This window comes from Sphingobium indicum B90A, assembly GCF_000264945.2.
GTDB lineage: Bacteria > Pseudomonadota > Alphaproteobacteria > Sphingomonadales > Sphingomonadaceae > Sphingobium > Sphingobium indicum.
The window spans coordinates 1175306-1199445 of record NZ_CP013070.1 but is presented as its reverse complement, the minus strand read 5'-3'; the positions used below and the strand labels follow the sequence as shown (position 1 = coordinate 1199445).

The following is a 24140-nucleotide window of genomic DNA, read 5'->3' as shown; positions in this document are numbered from 1 at the left end:
TTAACATATCGCCAATAATTGGGCGCTAGGCTGGGGCGATCATGCGACTGTCCACCATTACCAACTACGCCTATGGCGCCACCGTAGCCCTCACTCTGGCTTCAGGGGCGGTCATGCTGATGGCCTCCGGCGCCGAGGAGAAGGAGCGGGCCGCCGTCGAGCAGCGCGCCGTGTTCGACCAGATGACCGCCGCCCTGGTGGAAGACGCATATCGGCTGACCGAACAGGCGCGCGCCTATGTGATCACGGGCGATCCGTCGCATATCATCGCCTATCGCCGGGAGAAGGCGGCGCTCCGCTCGGTAGAGCAGCGCATCACCCACCTCCGCGACCAGGGGGCCAGCATCAGCGAACTCGCGGCGTTGCAGCAGGGGCTGCATTGGGCCGACGCGCTGACCGACGAACAGGAAGCCGCCATCGACGCCGCCGAAAAGGGGGATCGGGAAACGGCGCGCGCCATAGTCTTCGGCGACGAATATGGCCGGGAACTCGATCGCGTTTCGGCCCAGATCGGCAAGTTCCAGTATATGCTGGACCAGCGGACGGAAAACACCGTTCGCCAGGCAACCGAAGCGGCCCGGCAGTGGCGGTTGATGTCGGAAATCATGATGGGCGCGACCGCCCTGCTGTTCCTGTGCGTGCTCTACTTCATCCTGAAGCAGCGCATATTGCGCCCGGTGGTGCGGCTGAGCGATGTCGTGACGCGCCTGGCCGCGCAGGATTATGCCGTGGTGCCGCCGGATTTCCCGCAGGTGGACGAGATCGGCGACATGGCGCAGGCCATCCGCATCTTCCGGGAAAACGGCCTGGAAAGGCAGAGGCTGGAGCAGGAACGCGATGCGGACCGGATCACGCGAGACCAGCTTTCCCGCATGACCCAGCGCTTGCAGGGATGCGACAGCACCGGCGGCCTGGTCGAGGTCGTCCGGCGCTTCGCGCCTGAGATCGCCCCGGGCTTTGCCGGGCGGCTCTACATCCACGACACGCGCCGCAACATGATGGTGCAGGCCTGCGACTGGCTGTCGCCCCGGCAATCGGGCGAGGAATTTCCGCCGACCGCCTGCTGGGCGTTGCGGCGCGGACAGATTCACAAGCCGGCCGGGGATCTGGTCGACATACCCTGCGAGCATCTGGCCGAAGGCGCGGAGGTCCGCACCATCTGCATACCGCTGACGGCGCAGGGGGAGAGCATCGGCCTGCTCTATGTCGAACAGCCTGAGGACCGGACCGCCGACCAGATCGGCCGCACCGAGAAATATCTGGAGATGCTGGCGGAAAATATCGGCCTTGCGCTCGCCAATCTGCGGCTGCGCGATGCGTTGCAGCAGATGGCGATGGCCGATCCGCTGACCGGCCTGGCCAACCGGCGCCGCTTCGACGCGGTGTTCAAGGAACTGGTGGTCCGTGCCGAAAGCGCCCTGACGCCGCTGGCCTGCCTAATGGTGGACATCGACCATTTCAAGCGGTTCAACGACACCCATGGCCATGATGCGGGCGACGCCGTGTTGCGCGCTGTTGGTGGCGTGCTGGACGACGCGTTGCGGGAAAAGGATTGCGCCTTCCGCCTGGGCGGGGAGGAGTTCGTGCTGCTGATGCCCGGCTTCGCGCAGGATCAGGCCATCGACCGCGCCATCCAGGTGCAGCAGAAATTGCAGGAACTGCGCGTCGAGCATCGCGGCGAGGAACTGGGGCCGATCACCGCCTCTTTCGGCCTGGCCGTCTTCCCCGATCATGGCAAGGCGGAAACCCTGGTCCGCACGGCGGATGCCGCGCTGCTTCGGGCGAAGAATCAGGGGCGCAACCAGATCGTCATCGCGACGGTCCGGGATGCGGCGTCACATCCCGCCTGAACTTTCCTCCAGCAGTCCCTCGTGAAGGCGGACGACCCTGTCCATCTTCTCAGCCAGTCTTTCATTGTGCGTCGCGACCAGCGCAGCGGAGCCTTCCTCCCGCACCAGCCGCAGGAATTCGGCCAGAACCACATCGGCGGTCCGCTCGTCCAGATTGCCGGTGGGCTCGTCCGCCAGGACGAGGGCGGGCCGATTGGCCAGCGCCCGCGCCACGGCAACGCGCTGCTGTTCGCCGCCGGAAAGCTGGCTTGGCCGATGTTCCAGCCGATGGCCAAGCCCCAATGACCCCAGCAGGGATTCGGCGCGGGCACGGGCCGTCGGCATCTCCGCATCGCGGATCACCTGCGGCAGGACGACATTCTCCACCGCGTTGAAGTCCGGCAGCAGATGATGGAACTGATAGACGAAGCCCAGCGCATCCCTGCGCAGCCGCGTCCGCCCGTCATTGTCGAGCTTCGCCGCTTCCTCGCCCGCGATGCGGATCGATCCGTCGAATCCGCCCTCTAAAAGGCCAACCGCCTGGAGCAGCGTCGATTTTCCCGATCCCGACGGGCCGAGCAGCGCCACGATCTCCCCCTGAGCCACCGACAGGTCGACGCCGCGCAACACCTCTATGGTGACGCCGCCCTGGGTGAAGCTGCGCCTGAGGCCCGCGACCTTCAATATCTCATTCATAGCGCAGCACCTGCACGGGATCGGTATTGGCGGCCTTGAACGCGGGATAGAGCGTCGCCAGGAAGCTGAAGACCAGCGCCATCAGGCAGATGATGGCGATCTCCACCGGATCGGGCTTGGCCGGCAATTCGGTGAGGAAGCGGATAGAGGGATCCCAGAGATTCTGGCCGGTCAGGAACTGGATCGCGTTCACCACGCTCTGGCGGAAGAACAGGAAGGTGAAACCCAGCACCATGCCCGCCGCCATGCCCAGCGATCCTATCGTAACGCCCACGGTCATGAAGATCTTGACCAGCCCGGCGCGGCTCGCCCCCATGGTCCGCAGGATCGCGATGTCGCGCGTCTTGGCGCGCACCAGCATGATGAGCGAGGAGAGGATGTTGAACACCGCCACCAGCACGATGATCGACAGCACCACGAACATGGCCACCCGTTCCACCGCCAGCGCTTCGAACAGCGACGCATTCATCTGCCGCCAGTCGGTGACGATCGCGCGTCCCGCGACCTTGCCGGCCAGTGGTTCCAATATGGCGGAGACCTGGTCGGCGTTGACGGTCTCCACCTCTATCATGCTGACGACGTCGCCCAGCAGCAGCAGGGTCTGGGCGTCCTCCACCGGCATGACGACGAAGGCCTTGTCATAATCGTAGATGCCGACCTCGAAAATGGCCGCCACCTGATAGGAAACCTGTCGCGGCACCGTGCCGAAGGGGGTCGAACGGCCCGCCGGATTGATGATGGTAAGGCTGTCGCCCAACTGGATGCCCAGATTTTCCGCCAGGCGCGACCCGATCGCCACCTTGCCGCCATTGGGCGTCAGCGCGCCCAGGTTGCCCGCCACGACCTTCGCCTTCAGCGTCGCATTGTTGCGGATGTCGTTCACGGTCATGCCGCGCACCAGCACCGCTTCCACCCGGCCCTGAAAGCTGCCGAGCAAGGGCTGCTCGATCAGCGGCGTGGCGCTGGTCACGCCGGGGGTCGCCTTCGCCTCCCTCAACACCGCCTTCCAGTCGGGCAGGCGGCCGCCATAGCCCTGGACGACGGCATGACCGTTCAGGCCCACGATCTTGTCGAACAGTTCGGCGCGAAAGCCGTTCATGACGCTCATCACGATGATCAGCGCCGCCACGCCCAGCATCACGGCGACCAGGCTGATGCCGGCGACGAGGAAGATGAATCCCTCCCCCTTGCCGGGCAGCAGGTAACGCCTGGCGATCATGCGTTCGTATCGGGACAGAATCATGACGGCGCGAATGGCCTCTCGATGGGAACAGGCAGCCCGTCTAGCATGCTATCGACCGACGGCAAGCATTGCCGGATTGTTGCAGCGGAGCCACAGCCTCGCGGGGAAAATCACATGTCCCGGAAATAGCCCGTGACAGCGGCCTGCTCTATACATAGCACAAGCGACGAAGCACAGGTAAATGGCCGTGGTTCAGGGATACTGCATCCCGCTTTGAGCTTAGGGGGCTGAGAAGCGGTCGAGGCAGGCCAAGGGGGAGACGAGCAATCGTCCATTAGTACCCGGGTCGTGGAAGCACGGCCCGGGTACTTTTCTTTTCAGGGTCTGTCGGCCATCCGTCGGGACGTTCCAAAGCGGATGAACGCGGCTCCGCATTGGCCTTCCCCGCACATCGAAAATCCCGTCGGCAGACCACTTGAAACCCTCCTCCATCGAACCATATCAAACCCGTCCAGCCGCCAGATGGGGTTGGACATGGTACCGCCGGATGCCTTGTTTCGGGTCCGGCATGTTCATTTTGCTCTTTGGGAGATTATGACAATGCGTGGTTTTGACCTTACCCCCTATCGCCGTTCGACCGTGGGTTTCGACCGTCTGTTCGACCTGATCGAAAACAATGCGCGGTTGCAGCAAGGCGACAATTACCCTCCGTTCAACATCGAACGGATTTCCGAAGATCGCTATCGCGTTACCCTGGCCGTCGCGGGCTTCCGCACGGACGAGATCGACATCACGGCCCAGCAGAACCTGCTCCAGGTCACCGGGCGCAAGGAAGAATCGCAGGGCGGCGACCGCTCTCGCTTCCTGCATGTCGGCATCGCCAACCGCAGCTTCGAGCGCCGTTTCGAACTCGCCGATTTCGTGCGGGTCGAAAAGGCCGACCTGGCTGACGGCCTGCTGACGATCGAACTGGTGCGCGAGGTTCCGGAGGCGATGAAGCCGAAGAAGATCGCGATCAACGGCGGTCAGCTCGTCGAGATCAATGCCGATCGCGACGCGGCCTGATCCGCTTGCATCGAAAATGGGGCGCGGCAGTTCTGCCGCGCCTTTTTTCGTGGGTCAGATCTCGACCTGGCTGCCCAGTTCGACCACGCGGTTGGTGGGCAGCCGGAAGAATTCCATCGCGCTTTCCGCGTTGCGCAGCATCCAGGCAAAAATCTTCTCGCGCCACAGCGGCATCCCCGGCTTGGCCGACGGCAGCAGCGTCTGCCGGGCAAGGAAGAAGCTGGTGTCCATCATCCTGAACGCCTGACCGCAGCCGGTGACGTTCTTGAGCGCGGCGGGAACGTCCGGCTCCTGCATGAAGCCATATTGCAGGACGAGCCGGAAGAATCCGCGGCCCAGATCCTCCAGCTTGCAACGCCCGTCATCTTCCACCACGGGAACGTCCTTGATCTTGACGGTCAACAGGATGACGCGCTCATGCAGCACCTTGTTGTGCTTGAGATTATGCAGCAGCGCATGGGGAACGCCATCGGGAGTGGAGGTCATGAAGACCGCCGTGCCGGGCACGCGGACTGCGCTGTTCGCGGCAGAGGCGACGAAGACGGGAATCGGCATGGCCGCTTCGCGCAGCCGGTCCTGAACCAGCCGGCGCCCGCGCGACCAGGTGGTGAGGAGCGTGAAGATCACGAAACCGATCAGCAGCGGGAACCAGCCGCCGTCGGGCACCTTCGTGAAATTGGCGGCCAGATAGGCGCCGTCCACCAGGAACAGCACCGACAATAGCGGCGCCGAATAATACCAGCGCCATTTCCACAGCCGGTAGAGCAGCACCGTCAGCAGCACATTGTCGATGAACATCGCGCCGGTGACGGCGATGCCATAGGCGGCGGTGAGGTTCGAGGATGTCTGGAACACCAGCACCAGCAGGATCACCATGACCATCAGCCCCCAGTTGATGAGGGGGATGTAGATCTGGCCGGCCGTCGACGCGCTGGTATGCGCGATCCGCAGGCGGGGCATGAAACCGAGCTGGATCGCCTGTTGCGTGACGGAAAAAGCGCCGGAGATCACCGCCTGGCTGGCGATGATCGCGGCCAGCGTCGCCAGGCCCACCAGCGGCAATTGTGCCCATTGCGGCGCCAGATAGTAAAAGGGGCTGTGAAGGGCGGCGGCGCCCTCCCGAAACAGTAGAGCGCCCTGCCCCATATAGTTCATCATCAACGCGGGCAGGACGAAGGCCAGCCAGGACACGCGGATCGGACTGCGCCCGAAATGCCCCATATCGGCATAGAGCGCTTCCGCGCCCGTCACCGCCAGCACCACCGCGCCCAGGGCGAGGAAGGCGGGCAGCGGGTCGGTGACGAAGAACATGACCGCCCAATAGGGGTTGAAGGCGTGCAGGATGCCCGGCGTCTTGACGATGCTGATGATGCCCAGAACCGCGATGGTCAGGAAATAGAACAGCATGATCGGGCCGAACAGCGACGCGACCCGGTTCGTCCCCAATCCCTGTATCCAGAACAGGCCGAGCAGGATGAGGACCGCCGCCGGCAGGATCAGGGGTGCAAGGCTGCTGTTGTAGACGGCTAGCCCCTCGACCGCCGACAGCACCGAAACGGCGGGCGTGATCATCGAGTCGCCGTAGAAAAGGGACGTCGCGAACACGCCGAGCAGGACGATGCCGCGCGACCATCGCTGCGTCTTGGTCTGGCCGTTGATCAGGGCGAGCAGGGCCAGGCTACCCCCCTCCCCCTTGTTGTCGGCGCGCATGATGACCGTGACATATTTCAGCGTCACCACCAGCATCATCGACCAGAACATCAGGCTGATGACGCCCAATATATGGTCGGGGTCGAGTTCCAGATGATGGTGCCCGGCGAAGGTTTCGCGGAACGCGTAGAGCGGGCTGGTGCCGATGTCGCCGAAGACGATGCCGATCGCGCCGACGACCAGCTTCACCGTCGCCTTCTGTCCGGCATGGCCGTGATCATGGACGCCTTCGTCATCGGCGCGCGCGGCGCCGCCGGTGATCTCGTCAGCCATGAAGAAAATGCCGAATTGTCATGATCTTTGGACACCCGAACGGGGAAGCGGCCCGTCTTGTCATTCCATAAGCCCCCGCAAACCGCCGCGCCCTATCACGGCTCCAGGGTGGTGGCAATGATGGTGCTGCGGCTTCGACGGCCTATCGGCCTTCAGCCCCGAGCATGGCGTCGATACGCGCAATATTGGCTTCGAGTTCCTTCTTGACCTCGCTTCCTTCGGGGGCGCTGGCCGCCAGCGGCGCCCAGAGGGCGCGGGCCTCCTTGAGCTGCCCCGCGCGGGCGAGCGCCAGCCCATAGAAATAGCGCGGCGCCGGACCTTCGGGATCGATGGCCATCGACCGGCGATAGGCGAAATCGGCGGCGGGAGACAGCACGCCGCCCGCATGCGCGACCAGCGCATTGCCGAAGCCGAGCCACAGATTGGGATCGTCGGGCGTCTCGCGAAGGCCTGAAAGCAGGACGTTCGCCGCCTCCTTCGTCTTCCCCTGTCGGCCCAGGCCGTCCGATAGCATCAGCCACTGGCCCGCCTGGCCATAGCGTTCGGCAAGACCTCGGCGCTGTTCGGCCAGTTTCTCGTCGAACGCCGCGCCGCCCTTGTCCGCAGCCTGCCGGGGCGAGCCGGCCAGTCCGGGCCGCCCCTGCCAGGCATAACCGGCCAGGCCCAGCAACAGCGCGGCGGCGGTGATTTCCCAGGCCGACCTCGGCACCCGGCCGACAAGGACAAGCGCCATGCTCACCAGGACCAGCAAGCCGCCGGCGATGATCCAGCCGGTCATGCCCGCCTCCTCCGCTTGATCCGTCCGCGCAGCAGCAGCAGGCCCAACCCCAGCAGGATCAGCGGCGCGGCCCAGAGCGGCCAGAGGATCGGTTCGGCGGTCGGTTCATAGCTGACCCAATCGCCATAGCGCTCGATCAGCCAGGCGCGGATATGCTCAGGCTCCTCCCCGGCCATGATGCGCTCGCGAATCTGGGATCGCATGTCGCCGGCCATGCTGGCATTGCTGTCGGCGATCGACTGGCTCTGGCAGGTGAGGCAGCGGATCGTTTCCATCAGCGCGCGCGCCTTCTTCTCCAGCGCCGGGTCCGCTATCTGGCGGTCGGCATAGGGCGCAGGCGGCAAAGCGGATTGCGCGAGGACGGGCGCGCTCAGCGCCAGCGCCAGCAGCGCGACCAACATCCTCATTGCGCTTTCCTCAGCCGGTCGAGGATCATCGGCACGTCATCCTCGCGAATGTCGCCCACATGCTGATAGGCGATGCGGCCCTTTCCATCGATGATGAAGCTTTCAGGCACGCCCGAAGAACCCATGGCGATCTGCACCTCGCTCCGCGCATCCAGGCCGATGCGGGAATAGGGATTGCCGTATCGCTGGAGGAAGGCGTCGACGTCGGGCCGGGCATCGCGGATGGCGATGGCGTCGATCTCCACCCCCGCCTGCTTGAGCGCCAGCAATTGCGGCGCCTCCGCCGCGCAGGGCACGCACCAGCTTGCGAAGATGTTGAGCAGGCGCGGCTTGCCCGTCGCCAGTTGCGAGCTTGCCAGCGGCGGCCGGTCGCTCGCGGCGGCGGGCAGGGCGAAGGCGGGCAGCGGCTTGCCGACCAGCTTCGAACTGATGATCCGGTCGTCCGGGCGCAGCAGCCCGCTCGCGAACAGCCCGAAAAAGCCGAGGAACAGGGCCAAAGGCAGCCAGATCAGCATCTTCCTCATGCAGCGGCCTCCAAGGCCCTGCGCGCCCGCCATTTGAGCAGCCATCCGCGCCGTTCGCGCCCGACCAGCGCCAGCGCGCCGCCCAGGGCGATCAGGAAACCGCCCAGCCAGATCAACGTCACAAAGGGCTTCCACCAGATGCGGAGCTGCCATCGGCCTTCATCCGCTTCCTGCCCCAGCACCACGTAAAGCTGGCCGTTCCAGCGCGTCAGCAGGGCGGCCTCCGTCGTCGTGGTCGGCGGAGAAGCAAAGAAGCGCGACTGCGGATGGATCAGGACCGGCTCGCCGCCATCCCGGCTGGCTTCCATGTCGGCCTGGAGCGCGGTCCAGTTATCGCCCGCCATCGGCAGGATCTGCTTGAACCGAAGCGTCCAGCCCGCCGTCTCCACCGTGTCGCCGGGGCGGGCGGCCACCAGCTTCTCCACCGTGAAGGCCGAATCGCAGGCCATGCCCGCCAGGCTGACCGCGCAGCCCAGATGGGCGATCACCATGCCCCAGGTGAAGAGAGGCGTCCGGCGCAGGTTGCGCCTCCAGAGGGGCGCCACGCTCCCTACCGCGACCGCCAGGGCGATCACCAGCCCAAGGAAGGGCAATATGCCGATCCGTCCCCAGGCCAATGCCGCCAGGGCAAGAAAGACCAATCCCGCCACGACCGCCGGGACAGCCACGCGCCGAGCCACCTCCCGCATCCGGTCGCGCCGCCAGCGGGTGAGCGGCCCCAGGACCATGACGATCATCAATGCCAGCGCAATGGGTCCGGCGATGCGGTCGAAATAAGGGGCGCCTACCGACACCTTGTGCCCGAACGCTTCGGTCAACAGCGGATAGAGCGTGCCGATCAGCACCAGGCCCAATATCACGGACAGCAGCAGGTTGTTGACGACCAGCATGGTTTCCCGGCTGACCAGTTCGAACGGCGCGCCTTCGCGGACCGCGCCCACCCGCCAGCCGAACAGCGCCAGCGCCCCGCCGATATAGATGCCGAGCAGCGCCAGGATGAAGGTTCCTCGCTCCGGATCGACGGCAAAAGCGTGGACGCTGGTCAGGATGCCCGACCGGACCAGAAAAGTGCCGACCATCGACATGGAGAAGGCGACCACCGCCAGCATCACCGTCCAGGCGCGCAGGGCGTCGCGGGTCGCCAGCACCGTCACGCTGTGCAGCAGCGCCGTCGCCGCCAGCCAAGGCATGAGCGAGGCGTTTTCCACCGGATCCCAGAACCACCAGCCGCCCCAGCCCAGTTCATAATAGGCCCAATAGCTGCCCGCCGTGATGCCGAGCGTCAGCAATATCCACGCCCCCAATACCCAGGGCCGCATGGCGCGGGCAAAGGCCGCGTCGACCTGCCGGGTCAGCAGCGCGCCCACGGCAAAGGAAAAGGCGACGGACAGGCCGACATAGCCGAGGTAAAGCGTCGGCGGATGGAAGGCGAGACCGGGATCCTGCAACAGCGGGTTAAGCCCCTGCCCGTCCGCTGCCGGAGGATCGATCCGCGCAAAGGGGTTGGAGGCGAAAAGCAGGAAGGCATAGAAGCCGAGGCTGATCGCCGCCTGCCCCCCAAGGGTCGCCATATGCGTCTCGCGCCGCAAGGCCCTTTCGAACAGGGCGACGGCGGCCCCCGCCACGCCCATGACGGTGACCCAAAGCAACATCGACCCCTCATGATTGCCCCAGGTTCCGGCGAATTTGTAGAGCCAGGGCTTCATGGAGTGGCTGTTGGCGGCGACCAGCAGGACCGACATGTCGGATCGCAGGAACAGCGCGATCAGCAGCGCGAAGGCCAGCGCCGTCAGCACCCCTTGCGCCACCGCGACAGGCCGCACGGCGCCGAGCAGTTCGCTCTTTCCTCCCGCCAGCCCAATCGCCGCCAAGGCCAATTGAAGCAACGCCAGCGACGCGGCGAGCCATAATGCGGCCAAGCCCGCTTCAGCGATCATGCACGCCCCGCTTCACCGATCGGCCTTCATCTTGTGGCTTTTCTCGTCATATTGCATGCCCTCCAACTCACGCGGCATGTAGCGCTCGTCATGCTTGGCCAGCAAATTGGTCGCCTGGAAGGTGCCCGCGGCGTCGAAGGCCCCCTCCGCGACGACGCCGGAGCCTTCGCGGAACAGGTCCGGCGTGATGCCCTTGAAGTTCGCCGGAACGGTCGCCTTGCCGTCGGTGACGTCGAAATGGACCGTGACGCCGTCGCCGGCGCGCTTCAGGCTGCCCTTGACCACCATGCCGCCCAGCCGGATCGCCTTGCCCGGCTCGACGCCCTTGGTCTTCACGTCATTGGGCGCGTAGAAATAAGCCGCCTCGTCCTTAAGCGCGGACGCGGCCAGCAATCCCGCGCCGATCAGCGCGGCCAGAGCCGCCACGGCCAGGATCAGCCTTTGATGCTTCGCCTTCATGCCCGATCCGCCGATATCGCGTCCGCCGATGCCCTGTTTTCAGCGCTGCGCATCGCGCGCCAACTGAACAGGCTGATGAGGCCGGTGCCCAGGAAGGTCAGCGCATAGGCGCCGATGACGAAAGCCCACTGGTTCATGTCCTCACCCCCGCGCCAGCCTTTGCATGCGCGCTTCGATCCTGTTCCGCGCCAATATGGCGCGCATGCGCATCAGCACGATCGCGGCGAAAAGCAAGGTAAATCCGACCAGCGTGAAACCCAGCGGCCAAAGCAGCGCCGCATCGATGCTCGACCCGCGCAGCGTGATGCTGGGCCCCTGATGCAGGCTGTTCCACCACAGGACGGAGCGGTTGATGATCGGGATGTTGATCGCGCCGACCAGCCCGAAAATGGCGGTCACGGGGCTGACCCCGCCATTACCCTGCCGCGCGCTGGCATTGGCGAGCGCGATGTAGCCCAGATAGAGGAAGAACAGGACCAGCATGGATGTCATGCGCCCGTCCCATTCCCACCAGGTTCCCCAGGTCGGCCGTCCCCAGATCGATCCGGTGATGAGGCAGATCGCCGTGAAGAAAGCGCCCGGCATGGCGACGGCCCGTCCCGCGACGGCGGCCAGCGGATGGCGCCAGACAAGCTGCATGAGGGCAGCCACGGCGATGCCGGTCCATCCCCCCATGCCCAGCCAGGCGGCGGGCACGTGGATGTAGAGGATGCGCACCGTATCGCCCTGAAGATAATCCGCCGGCGTCACGAACAGGCCGCAGCCCGCGCCGGCGAGCAGCAGGATCAACCCCGGCCAGAACAACCAGGCGGTCAACGGCCGGGCAAATTTGAGGAAGCGTGCGGGATTGGCGAAACGATGCATGAGAAGAGGCTATTAGCCTTCCCAATGGCTCAAGGCCAGTAGGCCTTTTTCCCAATTTGGTCGCCGGAAAACAGCGGCTGGTCAGCGCCATGTCCCTTTTTTGTGACGGGCAGGCGACAAATCTTCCCCGAGGCACTATATGCGCGCGAAAGCCGCCCCGTTGGGTGCGGACAGGATCGGCAGTGGACCATCAAAAACCCATGTTTACGACCAACCCGTTCGACGACGACAAACTGCGTGAGGAATGCGGCATTTTCGGCGTCTTCAACGCTGAAACCGCCTCCGCCATGGTGGCCCTTGGCCTTCACGCGCTCCAGCATCGCGGCCAGGAAGCCGCGGGCATCACCAGTTGGGACGGCCATGACTTCCACACCCACCGGGCGATGGGGCATGTGGCCGGGAATTTCGACCGCGACGAGGTGATTCGGGGCCTTCCCGGCACCGCCGCCTGCGGCCATGTCCGCTATTCCACAACGGGCGAGACATCGCTGCGCAATGTCCAGCCGCTTTATGCGGAACTGAGTTCGGGCGGTTTCGCCGTCGCGCATAACGGCAACATCTCCAACGCGATGAAGCTGCGCCGGGAACTGATCCGCCGCGGTTCCATCTTCCAGTCGACGTCGGACACCGAAGTCATCATCCACCTGGTCGCCACGTCCACCTACCGCACCCTGCTCGACAAGTTCATCGACGCGCTGAAGCAGGTCGAAGGCGCCTATTCGCTGATCGTTATGACCCCCGAAGGCATGGTCGCCTGCCGCGATCCGCTGGGCATCCGGCCGCTGGTGATGGGCAAGCTGGGCGATTCGATCATCTTCGCGTCGGAAACCGTCGCCTTCGACGTGGTCGGCGCGGAACATGTTCGTTCGATCGAACCGGGCGAACTGGTCATCGTCACCCATGACGGCGAAGTGCGCAGCCACCGCCCCTTCGGCGAGACGCACGCCCGCCCCTGCATCTTCGAACATGTCTATTTCAGCCGCCCCGATTCGGTGGTGGACGGCTCCAGCGTCTATTCGGTGCGCAAGGCCATCGGCGCGCAACTCGCCATCGAAAACCCGGTCGAGGCGGACTTCGTCATTCCCGTGCCCGACAGCGGCGTTCCGGCAGCCATCGGCTATGCCCAGCAATCGGGCATTCCCTTCGAACTCGGCATCATCCGCTCGCACTATATCGGCCGCACCTTCATCCAGCCGGGCGACAAGGTCCGCCATCTGGGGGTGAAGCTGAAGCATAACGCCAATCGCGCCCTGATAGAGGGCAAGCGCATCGTCCTGATCGATGATTCCATCGTCCGCGGCACGACTTCGCTCAAGATCGTGCAGATGATGCGCGAAGCGGGCGCCAAGGAAGTGCATATGCGCATCGCCAGCCCGCCGACCCGGCATAGCTGCTTCTACGGCGTCGACACGCCGGAACGGACCAAGCTGCTGGCGCATCGCCTGGACATTGGCGGGATGCAGGACTTCATCCATGCCGACAGCCTGTCCTTCATCTCCATCGACGGCCTGTACAAGGCGCTCGGAGAGGCGAAGCGGGCCGACATCCGGCCGCAATATTGCGACGCCTGCTTCACCGGCGACTACCCCACCACGCTGACCGACCAGGACGAAGCGGTGGTGCAGAACCAGCTCGAACTGCTGGCCGAGCGGGTGGTCTGAACGCCTTTCCTGTTGCCGGACGGACGGCCCGACGCCTTGCGGCCTCGGGCTCGTTGCTTCCTGACCCCATGAGGGATATTCATGTCGACTGAACCTCTTTCCGGTAAGCTCGCCCTCGTCACCGGAGCGAGCCGCGGCATCGGCGCCGCCACGGCGGAAGCGCTGGCGGCCGCCGGCGCCCATGTCATCCTGACCGCCCGCACCACCGGCGGGCTGGAAGAAGTGGAGGATCGCATTCATGAGGCTGGCGGCCATGCGACCATCGCGCCGCTGGACCTGATCGACGGCGAAAGCATCGGGCGGCTGGCCCATGCCATTTCGGACCGCTGGCAGGCGCTGGACATATTGGTGCTGAACGCGGCGACGCTGGGCAGCCTGGCCTCGGTTCCGGCCATCGACGCCAAGGAATTCGCCCGGTTGCTGACGCTCAACGTGGCCGCGCCGCAGGCTCTGATCGGCGCGTTCGACGGCATGCTGCGGGCGAGCGGCGATGCGCGGGTGGTGGCGATCACCTCCTCGGTCGGCGCGCAGCCGCGGGCTTATTGGGGCGCTTATGGCGCTTCCAAGGCGGCGTTGGAAACGCTGGTCGGCGCCTATGGCGAGGAAGTGAAGAACATCTCCGCCATCCGCACCCATATCGTCGATCCCGGCGCGACGCGCACCGCCATGCGCGCGCGGGCCTTTCCGGGGGAAGACCCGGCGACGCTCAAGGAGCCGGCTGTCGTGGGCCGGGCGATCCTCGATCTGGTGATTGCCGACACGCCTGACGGATACCGGGCGCGAATCGATTAGAGGCCAAGCCTTGGACAGGACTGGAGTTGGCCAATTCCCGTCATCAGTTTCCCGTCACCCCGGACTTGATCCGGGGTCCCGCTGCCTTGGCCAGGCGCTGGTTTACAAGAAAAGCGGGACCCCGGGTCAAGCCCGGGGTGACGAAATGGGGAGCAGCCAAACCGAATTCCTCCTGCGCTAAGCCGGCTTCACCAGCGTAACCTGCGCCACATCAATCGTGCCGCCGCGAAACCCGCCTTCGCAATACATCAGATAATAGCGCCAGAGATCGACGAAATGCTGATCGAAACCGGCTGGCAGCAATCCTTTGTCGACTACCCGGTCGAAGCGCTCCCGCCAGCGCCGCAGCGTTTCGGCATAGTGCAGGCCAAAGCGGCGCACATCGCGCCACTCCAGGCCCCGCGCTTCGGCTAGCGCCCGAAAGCGGCTTTCCGAAATCAGCATGCCGCCGGGGAAGATATAGGTCTGGATGAAATCCGTCCCCTGGGCATAGCCTTCGAAGATGGCGTCATCGATCAATATATATTGGATCGCCGCCCGCCCGCCCGGTTTGAGCAGGCGCTCGACCGCCTCGACATAGGCCGGCCAGTAGCGTTCTCCCACCGCCTCCACCATCTCCACGCTGGCGATGGCGTCATATTGCCCCTGGGCGTCGCGATAATCCTGCAGGATTATGTTCGCGCCCGATCCCAGCCGGTCACGGGCGTAATGCGCCTGCTCGACCGAGAGGGTCAGCCCGTCATAGCGTATCGGGCAGCGGGCCATCGCCTGTTCGGCCAATCCGCCCCAGCCGCAGCCGATCTCCAGCAGCGAATCGCCCTCGCCAAGGTCGAGCCGGTCGAGAATGGCGTCGACCTTCCGCTGCTGCGCCCGCTCCAGGCTCTCGATCCGGTCGTCGGGGTCGCGGAACAGGCCGCTGGAATAATGCATGCCCTTGTCGAGCCATAGCTGATAGAAATCATTTCCCAGGTCGTAATGATAGGCGATGTTGCGCCGCGAACCGCTGCGGCTGTTGCGGCGCGCCCAATGGATCGCCCGGCCGATCCAGCGCGTCGGGCCGTGCGGCCGGGCGACATTGCCCAGGCTGACGGCATTGGCCATGAAGAGGGCGAACAGCGGCACCGGATCGGGACTGGTCCACTCCCCCCGCGCCCAGGCCCGATACCAGCCCGCCGATCCTCCCGCGATCAACCGAAGCAGCGCCCGCCAGCGCAGCAGATGGACCTCGCATTCCGGCCCCGCCGCCCGACCGCCCAGCAAGCGGCGCCCGCCATCCGGCAGGATGGCGAGCAAAGACCCTCGCTCCAGCCCCAGGTCGATGCGATCGAGCAATATATGGAACTGCCGGGCGGCGACGCGATCCGGCCAGCCGCGATTGGGGCGATCCAGCGGCCGCCTGACCGGCACTGCCGCCCGGCCGCGATGGGGTTCAATGACGTTCATGCCGTCATCCTGCCCGATGGTTTATCGCGCCGCAATCATGGCTTGATCCGGCGCCACGCGGCGAGAGCCCGTTCCCGACCTTCCCGATGGCCGATGCACTTGGCCGGATAATCGGCCGGGCGCGCGTCATGCGCTTCGGGGTCGTGGATGACGTCATCGTTCAGATGCGCCAGTTCCGGCACCCATTTCCGGATATAGTGGGCAGCCTCGAACTTTTCCGATTGGGTCAGGGGCGCCATGATCCGCGAGAAGATATTGGCATCCACGCCGCTGCCCGCGACCCATTGCCAGTTGACGCTGTTATTGGCGTAGCTCGCATCGACCAGCGTATCCCAGAACCAGCGCGCCCCATGCCGCCAATCGATCAGCAGATGCTTGATCAGGAAGCTGGCCGCGATCATGCGCACACGATTGTGCATCCAGCCCGTCGTCCAAAGCTGCCGCATGCCGGCATCGACGATGGGATAGCCCGTGCGCCCGGTCTTCCACGCCGTGAAATCGCCCCCTGCCTCGCGAAGGTCGCGCCAGGGCATGGCGTCGAAGGCCGGCCGCGCATTTTCCGATCCATAGGCGGGCATGGCCCATATCTGCGTATGGGCATAGTCGCGCCAGATCAGTTCCTTGAGGAAGGTCGTCGCGTTGCCGGGCGCTCCGGCGACCTGGCGCCAGACCTGGGCCGGGGAGACCTCCCCGAAATGAAGGTGCGGCGACAGGCGAGAGCTTCCCTCCCGCGACGGCAGGTTCCTGGCCCTGTCATAATCCGCAGCCTCGTCCAGAAAGGCGTCGACGTTGGCCCGCGCCCCCGCTTCCCCCGGAGTCCAGTCGCGGGAAAAGGCCGCGGCCCAATCCGGCGCGGTGGGCAAAAGCCCCCATCGATCCAGCGAATCGCCCTTCGGCCATTGCCCCGGCGCGTCGATGCGCGAAGGGGCGCGGACCGGCTCGGCCGGCGGCATATGATGCATAACGGCGCGGGCGAAGGGCGTGTAGATCCTATAGCTGTTTCCTCCGCCCGTCCGCACCGCGCCGGGCGGCAGCAGCAACGCGCCGTCATGCAGGCAAAGGTCCAGCCTCTTGCCAAGCGCCTTTTCTGCATTGCGCCACCAGGGTTCGTAATGATGCAGCGCGTGAACGCGCCTCGCGCCCGTTTCCTCGGCGATCTGGACGATCTGGTCGACGCAGTTTCCCTGCCTCAGCACCAGGCGCGATCCCTTCTTCCGAAGATCGTCGTCCAGGCTCCTGAGGCTGTGGTGCAGCCACCAGCGCGAAGCCCCGCCCATCTTCCATTGGCGAGGCGCCTGATCGTCCAGCACATAGAGGGGGATCACCGGCCCTTCCTGCACGGCGGCGGCCAGCGCGGCCTGATCGCCAAGGCGCAGATCCTGGCGAAACCAGAGGAGTACGGGGTCCGACATGCGACCGGGCATGCCATGAGCCGGCCGATGTTCCAAGTCCCCGCCCATTTGAAGCGATGCGGAGCACAAATCGCCGCGTCCGGATTTTTCCGCCATGGACGCGCGGCTCCGCGCCGCTTATTCTTGCACTGCACAAAGCGACGAGCCGGATGGACCCTCCGGCCGGCTTGTCGGGATTAACGACCAGGGACTATGATGGCGTCGATGCCGAATGATTCAGAACTCGCCTACCGGCCATGCGTGGGCATCATGCTCGTCAACATGGAGGGCAAGGTTTTCGTCGGCCAGCGGATCGACAATGCGGTGGAGGCCTGGCAGATGCCGCAGGGGGGCATAGACGACGGCGAAGACATGAAGGCCGCCGCCCTGCGCGAACTGAACGAGGAAACCGGCATCCTTCGCGAGCATGTGGAGATCATCGCCAAGGCGCGGGAAGAGCATTTCTACGACCTGCCGCCGGAACTGATCGGCAAGCTGTGGGGCGGCAAATATCGCGGCCAGCGGCAATATTGGTTCCTCGCGCGCTTTCTGGGGGCGGACGAGGACATCGACATCCAGACCACGCACCCGGAATTCCGCGAATGGAAATGGACCGATCCGGAGAGCCTGCCTGACCTGATCGTGCCGTTCAAGCGCAAGCTGTATCGGGATATTCTCCAGGAATTCAGGGATTTGATCTGAAAACAAGGGTTAAAATCGACCGCCATGCCGGTATGAGAAGGCGCATGCGTTACTGGCTGGCCCTTGTTTCCTTCTTCCTCTCCACCCCGGCGCTTGCCGATTATCCCGTGCTCCTGCCGCCATCGGTGCGCGAAATGCTGGAAGCGGCCATCGCCAACGGCAATGAGACCGAGATCGCGACCGTCGCCAAGATCGCCAAGCAGACCAATCCCGGGTCCGCCGACGAGATCCAGCGCATGGTCAACAGTTGGAAGGAACGGACCAGGACCACGCGGGAAACCGTGATCCGCGAAGCGCGCTTCACGGAATTGTGGACCGGCAAGATCGAAGCCGGCGGGTTCCGCTCCACCGGCTCGACCAGCGAAATCGGCATCAGCGCCAGCGCAGCGGTCAAGCGCAGCGGCATCCAATGGTCGCACAAGCTGGCCGCCAGCGTCGATTACCGGCGCGCCAACGGCGTGACCTCGCGCGAGCGCTACACCGCCAGCTATGAGCCGCGCTACGAATTCGATCCCAGGGGCTTCGCCTATGGGCTGACGCAGTTCGAGCGGGATACGTCGATCGGCTATGACGCGCGCTACACCGCCTCGGCCGGCATCGGTTACAAGCTGATCGTCAGCGATCCGGTCGACCTCTCGCTGGATGCCGGTCCTTCGATCCGCCATGCCGAATATGTGACCGGCGAGCAGGAGACCAAATTGGGCGCCCGCGCGTCCATGGACCTTGCCTGGCGGCTGACCCCCGCGCTGACCTTCAGGCAAACCGCCTCCGGCTATGCGGAAAGCGACGTCTATACGCTGAATTCGTTGACCTCGCTGGTGACGAAGGTGGGGACGCGCTGGTCGGCGGCCTTTTCCTACAATGTGCAGTATGAATCGGAAACGCTGCTGTCGGCACGCGACTCCGACACGATGAGCCGCCTGACCCTCACCTATGATTTCTAGGCCGTAAACTCATAAATGGCGACTTTAGGAGCCGGGGGTGGAGGCGCGCCTTCCGCTCTGATAGGGTCGCCAGGATGAGAGGCATTTCGTCGTTCGAACGGAGCGTCATGGAAAGCGCCGCAGACGCGCCCATGCTCGCCCAGACTGAAAAATGGGCGGCGCTTAACAGCGGGTCGCGCAATCTTCCCGGTCTTGCCGCCATGGCCGCCATGCTTGCGGACGCCTTTGCCGGCCTGCCGGGCGCGATGTCCCTTGTCGATCCCGCGCCGGTCGAGACGGTCCGGCCGGACGGGCATCTGGCAATGGTCGCGCATGGCAGCCACCTGCGCCTATCGGTCAGGCCGGAGGCTCCGGTGCAGATCCTGCTCACCGGCCATATGGATACGGTCTTCCCGGCCGACCACGGCTTTCAGGCGCTGGGATGGATCGATCCGGCAACGCTGAACGGACCGGGCGTCGCGGACATGAAGGGCGGGCTGGCCGTCATGCTGGCGGCCCTGCGCGCCCTGGAAACCGCACCGAACGCAAGGCGGCTGGGCTATGACGTCATCATCAACAGCGATGAGGAGATCGGCAGCCCCTCCTCCGCGGCGCTGTTCAGGCAAGTCGCGATGGGCAAGATCGCGGCCTTCACCTATGAACCGGCGCTGCCCGACGGTACGCTGGCGGGCGCCCGCGCCGGCAGCGGCAATTTCGCCGTCATCGTCACCGGACGGAGCGCGCATGCCGGGCGCAATCCGCAGGACGGCCGCAACGCGCTGCTGGCGGCGGCGGACCTCGCGCTGCGGCTGAAGGCGGCGAGCGGCGGCGGCTTTTCCTGCAATCCTTCGCGGATCGAGGGCGGCGGCCCCAATAATGTCGTGCCGGATCACGCCGTCCTGCACGTCAATTTCCGGCCGAAGACCCCCGCCGACGAGCAGGCGGCGGACGAGCTGCTGAAGGACGCCATGGCGCGGGTCGCGCAGGAGCATGAGGTGACGCTCCACCGGCATGGCGGCTTCGGCCGCCCGCCCAAGCCGATGGATGCGCGGGCGGAAGCGTTGTTCGGGTTCGTGCGGCAATGCGGCGCGGATCTGGGCCTTTCCATCGCCTGGCGGGATACCGGCGGGGTGTGCGACGGCAACAACATCGCGGCCTGCGGCGTGCCCGTGGTCGACACAATGGGCGTGCGGGGCGGCAATATCCACAGCGATCTGGAATATCTGGTCGTCGACAGCCTGGCCGAACGGGCGCAATTGTCGGCCCTGGCGCTGCTCCGCATGGCCGAAGGGCGTTTCACGAAGGGGATGAAGGCGTGAGTTTCTTCATGCGCACCGCGCGCGCCGGCGATTTGCAGACCCTTTATGAAATGGCGAAGCTGACCGGGGGCGGGTTCACCAACCTGCCGCCGGACCGGAAGTCGCTGGCCGCCAAGCTGGAGCGGACGGAGCAGGCGCTGGCCCGGCAAGGCGAAGGGGTCGAGGACGAACTGATCGTCATGGTGCTGGAAAACGCCCAGACGGGTCAGGTTCGCGGCACCTGCCAGATTTTCAGCAAGGTCGGGCAAAACTGGCCCTTCTATTCCTATCGGCTGGGCGTTCTCACCCAGCATAGCCGGGAGCTTTCGCGCACCTTCCGGGCGGAGATGCTCTCTCTGGTCACCGATCTGGAGGGGTCGACGGAAGTCGGCGGCCTGTTCCTGCATCCCCGCGAACGCGCGGAGGGGCTGGGCCTGCTGCTGGCGCGCAGCCGCTATCTCTACATCCGCAACCATCGCGCCCGCTTCGGGGAGCGGATTATCGCGGAACTGCGCGGCGTGATCGACGAGGCGGGCGGTTCCCCCTTCTGGGACGGCCTTGCCGGACGCTTCTTCGGCATGAGCTTTCAGGAAGCGGACGAGTTCAATGCGGTGAACGGCAATCAGTTTATCGCCGACCTGATGCCCAAGACGCCGATCTACACCGCCATGCTGACCGACAGCGCCCGCAGCGTCATCGGCATGCCCCATCCCAATGGCCGCGCCGCGATGCGCATGCTGGAGACGGAGGGCTTCACCAATCCCGGCTATGTCGACATATTCGACGGCGGCCCGACGATGGTGGGGCAGATCGATGCGCTGCGCACCATCGCCCATTCGTCCGACGCGGTGCTGGGCGCCGTGCACGAGAAGGGCGGAGACAAGATGCTGGTGACCACCGGGCGGCTCGCCGATTTCCGCTGCACCTATGCCTTTGCGATCGAGCGGGAGGATGGCGGCGTCTCGCTCGACCGGGCCTCGGCGCAATTGCTGGGGCTGGAGCCGGGACAGACATTCACCATGGCGGAACGGGCATGACCGCGAGGGAGATCAATTTCGACGGCCTGATCGGCCCCAGCCACAATTATGCGGGCCTCAGCCTGGGCAATCTGGCCTCGGCGCGCAATGCGGGCGCCATATCCCACCCCAGGGCGGCGGCGTTGCAGGGGATCGAGAAGATGCGGTCCAACCTGCGCCTGGGACTGGCGCAGGGGCTGTTCCTGCCCCAATGGCGGCCCGACGGAGCGTGGCTGGCGGCGCTCGGCACCGATGTCGGCAATGCGGAGGCGCATATCCGCGCGGCGGCCATGTCGGCCTCCTCCATGTGGGCGGCCAATGCAGCGACCGTCTCGCCCGCGCCCGACACGGCGGACAGGCGCACGCATCTGACCGTCGCCAATCTCGTCACCATGGCGCATCGCAGCCATGAATGGCCGCAGACGCTCGCCCAATTGCGCCTCGCCTTTTCCGACCGCACCGCCTTTGCCGTGCATGGCCCCATTCCCGCCCCCTTTGGCGATGAGGGCGCGGCCAATCATATGCGCCTGTGCGATCATCATGGCGAGGCGGGCGTCGAGGTGTTCGTCTACGGCCAGTCGGGCGGCCCCTTCCCCGCCCGCCAGCATGTCGAGGCGAGCAAGGCCGTCGCCCGACTGCACCGGCTTGACCCGGATCGCACGCTGTTCGTCATGCAGTCGGAGGAAGCGATCGCAGCAGGCGCCTTCCACAATGACGTGGTCGCCGTCGCCAATGAGCGCGTGCTTTTCACCCATGAACAGGCCTTTGCCGACAAGGAGCGCTTCTACGCCGATCTGCGCACCAGGCTGCCGTCGGTGGAGATCGTCGAGGTTCCCGCCAGCGCCATCAGCCTGTCCGACGCGATCCGCAGCTATATCTTCAACGCCCAGCTCGTGACCTTGCCGGATGGCATTATGGCGCTGGTCCTGCCGACAGAGGCGCGGGACATGCCCGGCATATGGTCCTGGCTGGAAAAGATGGTCGCGGGCAACGGCCCGATCCGGAAGCTGGTGCCCGTCGACGTGCGCCAGTCCATGGCCAATGGCGGCGGTCCCGCCTGCCTGCGGCTGCGCGTGGTGGCCGACCCTGCCCATATCGATCCGCGCTTCCTGGTGGACGAGGCGAAGCTGGACGGCATTGCCGACATCGTCCGAAATTATTGGCCCGAAGCCATAGCGCCGGACGATCTGGCCGATACCCGGCTGATCGCGCGCATCGAACAATCATGGTTAACGCTTGTTGACCATTTGCAACTTTCGGGCGATTTAATTCCCTGACGGCAGTCAAGCCGGATGGGACTCGATGGAACGGATCAGGCGCCTCTTCACCATCAAGACGAAGTTCGAGGCGTTTTTGGTGATCTACGCCCTGGCGCTTGGCGCGACCGAGCGCGGCATCGTCTACATGCACCAATATCCCGGCACCGGCGGCCATTTGCTGGCGCTGGTCTGCACGGGCAGCGTCTTCATCGCGGGCGGCATGATCCTGGACGCCGTGGAAATGCGGCGCAGCGCCTTTTCCTTCTAAACACTTGTATCGGCCCTCCGCGCCATGCAGGAGCGCGTCATGGCTGCCATCATGCTTCAGGGAACGGGATCGGACGTCGGCAAATCCCTGCTGGTGGCCGGGATTTGCCGCGCCCTGGTCCGCAGGGGATATAGCGTCCGCCCGTTCAAGCCGCAGAATATGTCCAACAATGCCGCCGTCACCGCCGACGGCGGAGAGATCGGGCGGGCGCAGGCGCTGCAGGCGATTGCGGCGGGCGTCGAGCCGCATACGGACATGAACCCTGTCCTGCTGAAGCCGCAGGCCGACCGCACGTCGCAGCTTGTCGTCCATGGCCAGGTGCGGGGCAAGCTCGGCAGCGGCAATTTCCGCTCGGCGCGGGGCGAATTGCTGGAGGCGGTGCTGGCCAGCTACCGCCGGTTGCAGGCGCAATGCGACATCGTGGTGGTGGAGGGCGCGGGATCGCCGGCCGAGGTCAATCTGCGGGCAGGCGACATCGCCAATATGGGCTTTGCGCGGGCCGCCGGCGTGCCGGTGATATTGGTGGGCGACATCGACCGGGGCGGCGTGATCGCGGCCGTCGCCGGGACGAAGGCGGTGATCGACCCGGCCGACGCGGCGATGATCCAGGGCTTCCTGATCAACAAGTTCCGGGGCGATCCCGCCCTGTTCGAGGACGGCTATCGCCATATCGAGCGATTGACGGGCTGGAGGGGCTTTGGCGTGATCCCCTGGCTCGGTCAGGCCAGTCGCCTGCCCAGCGAGGATGCCGTGGTGCTGGAACGCAGGCGGGGCGGCCCGGGCGAAAAGCTGCTGATCGCCTGCCCCATCCTGCCCCGGATCGCCAATTTCGACGATCTGGACCCGCTGAAGCTGGAGCCGGGAGTGAAGGTCATGCTGGTGCCGCCGGGCCAGCCCATTCCCGCGGAGGCCGCGCTCATCATCCTGCCGGGTTCCAAGGCGACCATCGCGGACCTGCAGGCGGTGCGCGATCAGGGATGGGACATCGACATTCGCGCCCACCGCCGGCGCGGGCGGCCGATATTGGGCATATGCGGCGGATATCAGATGCTGGGCCGCAGGATAGACGATCCAGACGGTATGGAGGGCCCGCCGGGCGGGGTCGAGGGGCTTGGCCTGCTGGATGTCGAAACACGGCTGACATCAGCCAAGACGTTGGAAAGGACCGGCGGAACGGCGCTGGGGCAGCCCTTTTCGGGCTATGAGATGCATGTCGGCCGGACGGACGGTCCGGATTGCTCGCGCCCCTTCGCAATGCTGGAGGGCGGCCGTCCGGATGGCGCATCGAGCAGGGACGGCATGGTGATGGGAACCTATGTCCACGGCCTGTTCGCCAGCACCGCGCTGCGCGCCGCCCTTCTGGCGCGGCTGGGGCATGAAGCCACGTCGGGCGACTATCAGGCTTCGGTGGATGACGCTCTGGACCAGATCGCGATGCAATTGGAGGATCATGTCGACATGGATGGGCTGATCCGGATCGCCACTGCCTGACGCGGCTGGGCCGGGCCGACAGGCGGTGCCGTCGGAGGGGCGTATGCGCACCTCTATGCTGTTGGTTATATTTACCGAAAATCAGCGGGATAGTATAAGAAAACGCAGGACATAGCGCTGATGGCATAGCGCGACATGGGGCGGGGCGGAACTTATGTTGCGTGACCTTCA

23 protein-coding genes are annotated in these 24140 nt (G+C 65.3%); 11 read left to right on the top strand and 12 right to left on the bottom strand.

Features of this window, described 5'->3' with window-relative positions; translation table 11 throughout:
• Positions 1-41 precede the first annotated feature (41 nt).
• Complete coding sequence (locus SIDU_RS05775) at positions 42-1850, top strand: diguanylate cyclase (RefSeq protein ID WP_025772005.1); 1809 nt, start codon at positions 42-44, stop codon at positions 1848-1850.
• Here the strand turns inward: SIDU_RS05775 and SIDU_RS05770 are convergent.
• Both SIDU_RS05770 and SIDU_RS05765 read right to left on the bottom strand, forming a co-directional pair.
• Positions 1836-2525: an ABC transporter ATP-binding protein gene (locus SIDU_RS05770; protein WP_007685771.1), complete on the bottom strand. Its 690-nt coding sequence runs from the start codon at positions 2523-2525 to the stop codon at positions 1836-1838. The two genes, SIDU_RS05775 and SIDU_RS05770, sit on opposite strands and share 15 nt — an antisense overlap.
• A complete protein-coding gene (locus SIDU_RS05765; RefSeq protein ID WP_007685770.1) occupies positions 2518-3768 on the bottom strand; it encodes a lipoprotein-releasing ABC transporter permease subunit in 1251 nt (416 codons plus the stop codon). Before SIDU_RS05765 ends, SIDU_RS05770 begins: the two co-directional genes overlap by 8 nt.
• A gap of 540 nt (positions 3769-4308) precedes the next feature.
• Between SIDU_RS05765 and SIDU_RS05760 the strand changes: the two genes are divergently transcribed.
• Positions 4309-4773: an Hsp20 family protein gene (locus tag SIDU_RS05760; protein WP_007685769.1), complete on the top strand. Its 465-nt coding sequence runs from the start codon at positions 4309-4311 to the stop codon at positions 4771-4773.
• Positions 4774-4827: 54 nt separating this feature from the next.
• Here the strand turns inward: SIDU_RS05760 and SIDU_RS05755 are convergent, their stop codons facing one another.
• From SIDU_RS05755 to ccmC, 8 genes are all read right to left on the bottom strand, one after another.
• Complete coding sequence (locus SIDU_RS05755; RefSeq protein WP_007685768.1) at positions 4828-6756, bottom strand: potassium transporter Kup; 1929 nt, start codon at positions 6754-6756, stop codon at positions 4828-4830.
• Between the two features lie 142 nt (positions 6757-6898).
• Positions 6899-7534, bottom strand: coding sequence for a tetratricopeptide repeat protein (locus SIDU_RS05750; protein ID WP_007685766.1), 636 nt, complete (start codon positions 7532-7534; stop codon positions 6899-6901).
• A complete protein-coding gene (locus SIDU_RS05745; protein ID WP_007685764.1) occupies positions 7531-7941 on the bottom strand; it encodes a cytochrome c-type biogenesis protein in 411 nt (136 codons plus the stop codon). The genes SIDU_RS05750 and SIDU_RS05745 overlap by 4 nt, the downstream gene beginning before the upstream one ends.
• A complete protein-coding gene (locus tag SIDU_RS05740; RefSeq protein ID WP_013040070.1) occupies positions 7938-8465 on the bottom strand; it encodes a redoxin family protein in 528 nt (175 codons plus the stop codon). Before SIDU_RS05740 ends, SIDU_RS05745 begins: the two co-directional genes overlap by 4 nt.
• On the bottom strand, positions 8462-10402 hold the full coding sequence (locus SIDU_RS05735; RefSeq protein WP_007685759.1) for a heme lyase CcmF/NrfE family subunit: 1941 nt from the start codon (positions 10400-10402) through the stop codon (positions 8462-8464). The genes SIDU_RS05740 and SIDU_RS05735 overlap by 4 nt, the downstream gene beginning before the upstream one ends.
• 12 nt (positions 10403-10414) lie before the next feature.
• Entirely contained in the window at positions 10415-10861 is a 447-nt protein-coding gene (gene ccmE / locus SIDU_RS05730) for a cytochrome c maturation protein CcmE (protein ID WP_007685757.1), read from the bottom strand.
• Complete coding sequence (locus SIDU_RS19770; protein ID WP_007685755.1) at positions 10858-10998, bottom strand: hypothetical protein; 141 nt, start codon at positions 10996-10998, stop codon at positions 10858-10860. The genes ccmE and SIDU_RS19770 overlap by 4 nt, the downstream gene beginning before the upstream one ends.
• A gap of 4 nt (positions 10999-11002) precedes the next feature.
• A complete protein-coding gene (gene ccmC / locus SIDU_RS05725; protein ID WP_007685753.1) occupies positions 11003-11725 on the bottom strand; it encodes a heme ABC transporter permease CcmC in 723 nt (240 codons plus the stop codon).
• Positions 11726-11925: 200 nt separating this feature from the next.
• Here ccmC and purF point away from each other — a divergent pair, with 200 nt between their 5' ends.
• Positions 11926-13386: an amidophosphoribosyltransferase gene (purF, locus tag SIDU_RS05720; protein WP_007685751.1), complete on the top strand. Its 1461-nt coding sequence runs from the start codon at positions 11926-11928 to the stop codon at positions 13384-13386.
• Between the two features lie 81 nt (positions 13387-13467).
• Positions 13468-14178, top strand: a complete 711-nt coding sequence (locus SIDU_RS05715; RefSeq protein WP_007685750.1) for an SDR family NAD(P)-dependent oxidoreductase — start codon at positions 13468-13470, stop codon at positions 14176-14178.
• A gap of 177 nt (positions 14179-14355) precedes the next feature.
• Here SIDU_RS05715 and SIDU_RS05710 read toward each other — a convergent pair whose 3' ends face one another.
• A complete protein-coding gene (locus SIDU_RS05710) occupies positions 14356-15621 on the bottom strand; it encodes an SAM-dependent methyltransferase (RefSeq protein ID WP_007685749.1) in 1266 nt (421 codons plus the stop codon).
• Positions 15622-15656: 35 nt separating this feature from the next.
• On the bottom strand, positions 15657-17033 hold the full coding sequence (locus SIDU_RS05705; protein WP_007685748.1) for a cryptochrome/photolyase family protein: 1377 nt from the start codon (positions 17031-17033) through the stop codon (positions 15657-15659).
• 195 nt (positions 17034-17228) lie between these two features.
• Between SIDU_RS05705 and SIDU_RS05700 the strand changes: the two genes are divergently transcribed.
• The 7 genes from SIDU_RS05700 (at position 17229) to SIDU_RS05670 (ending at position 23969) form a co-directional block, all read left to right on the top strand.
• Positions 17229-17714, top strand: coding sequence for an RNA pyrophosphohydrolase (locus tag SIDU_RS05700; RefSeq protein WP_025771997.1), 486 nt, complete (start codon positions 17229-17231; stop codon positions 17712-17714).
• A gap of 44 nt (positions 17715-17758) precedes the next feature.
• The gene (locus tag SIDU_RS05695; RefSeq protein WP_007685746.1) at positions 17759-18658 is read left to right on the top strand and encodes a DUF481 domain-containing protein; all 900 of its coding nucleotides are present in this window, start codon (positions 17759-17761) and stop codon (positions 18656-18658) included.
• Positions 18659-18732: 74 nt separating this feature from the next.
• The gene (locus tag SIDU_RS05690; RefSeq protein ID WP_039980011.1) at positions 18733-19956 is read left to right on the top strand and encodes a hydrolase; all 1224 of its coding nucleotides are present in this window, start codon (positions 18733-18735) and stop codon (positions 19954-19956) included.
• Positions 19953-20972 (top strand): arginine N-succinyltransferase, encoded by a 1020-nt coding sequence (locus SIDU_RS05685; protein ID WP_007685744.1) that lies wholly within the window; start codon positions 19953-19955, stop codon positions 20970-20972. Before SIDU_RS05690 ends, SIDU_RS05685 begins: the two co-directional genes overlap by 4 nt.
• Positions 20969-22228 (top strand): N-succinylarginine dihydrolase, encoded by a 1260-nt coding sequence (locus SIDU_RS05680; protein ID WP_007685743.1) that lies wholly within the window; start codon positions 20969-20971, stop codon positions 22226-22228. The genes SIDU_RS05685 and SIDU_RS05680 overlap by 4 nt, the downstream gene beginning before the upstream one ends.
• 25 nt (positions 22229-22253) lie before the next feature.
• Positions 22254-22478, top strand: a complete 225-nt coding sequence (locus tag SIDU_RS05675) for a hypothetical protein (protein WP_007685742.1) — start codon at positions 22254-22256, stop codon at positions 22476-22478.
• 39 nt (positions 22479-22517) lie between these two features.
• Complete coding sequence (locus SIDU_RS05670; RefSeq protein WP_007685741.1) at positions 22518-23969, top strand: cobyric acid synthase; 1452 nt, start codon at positions 22518-22520, stop codon at positions 23967-23969.
• The last annotated feature ends 171 nt before the right edge of the window (positions 23970-24140 follow it).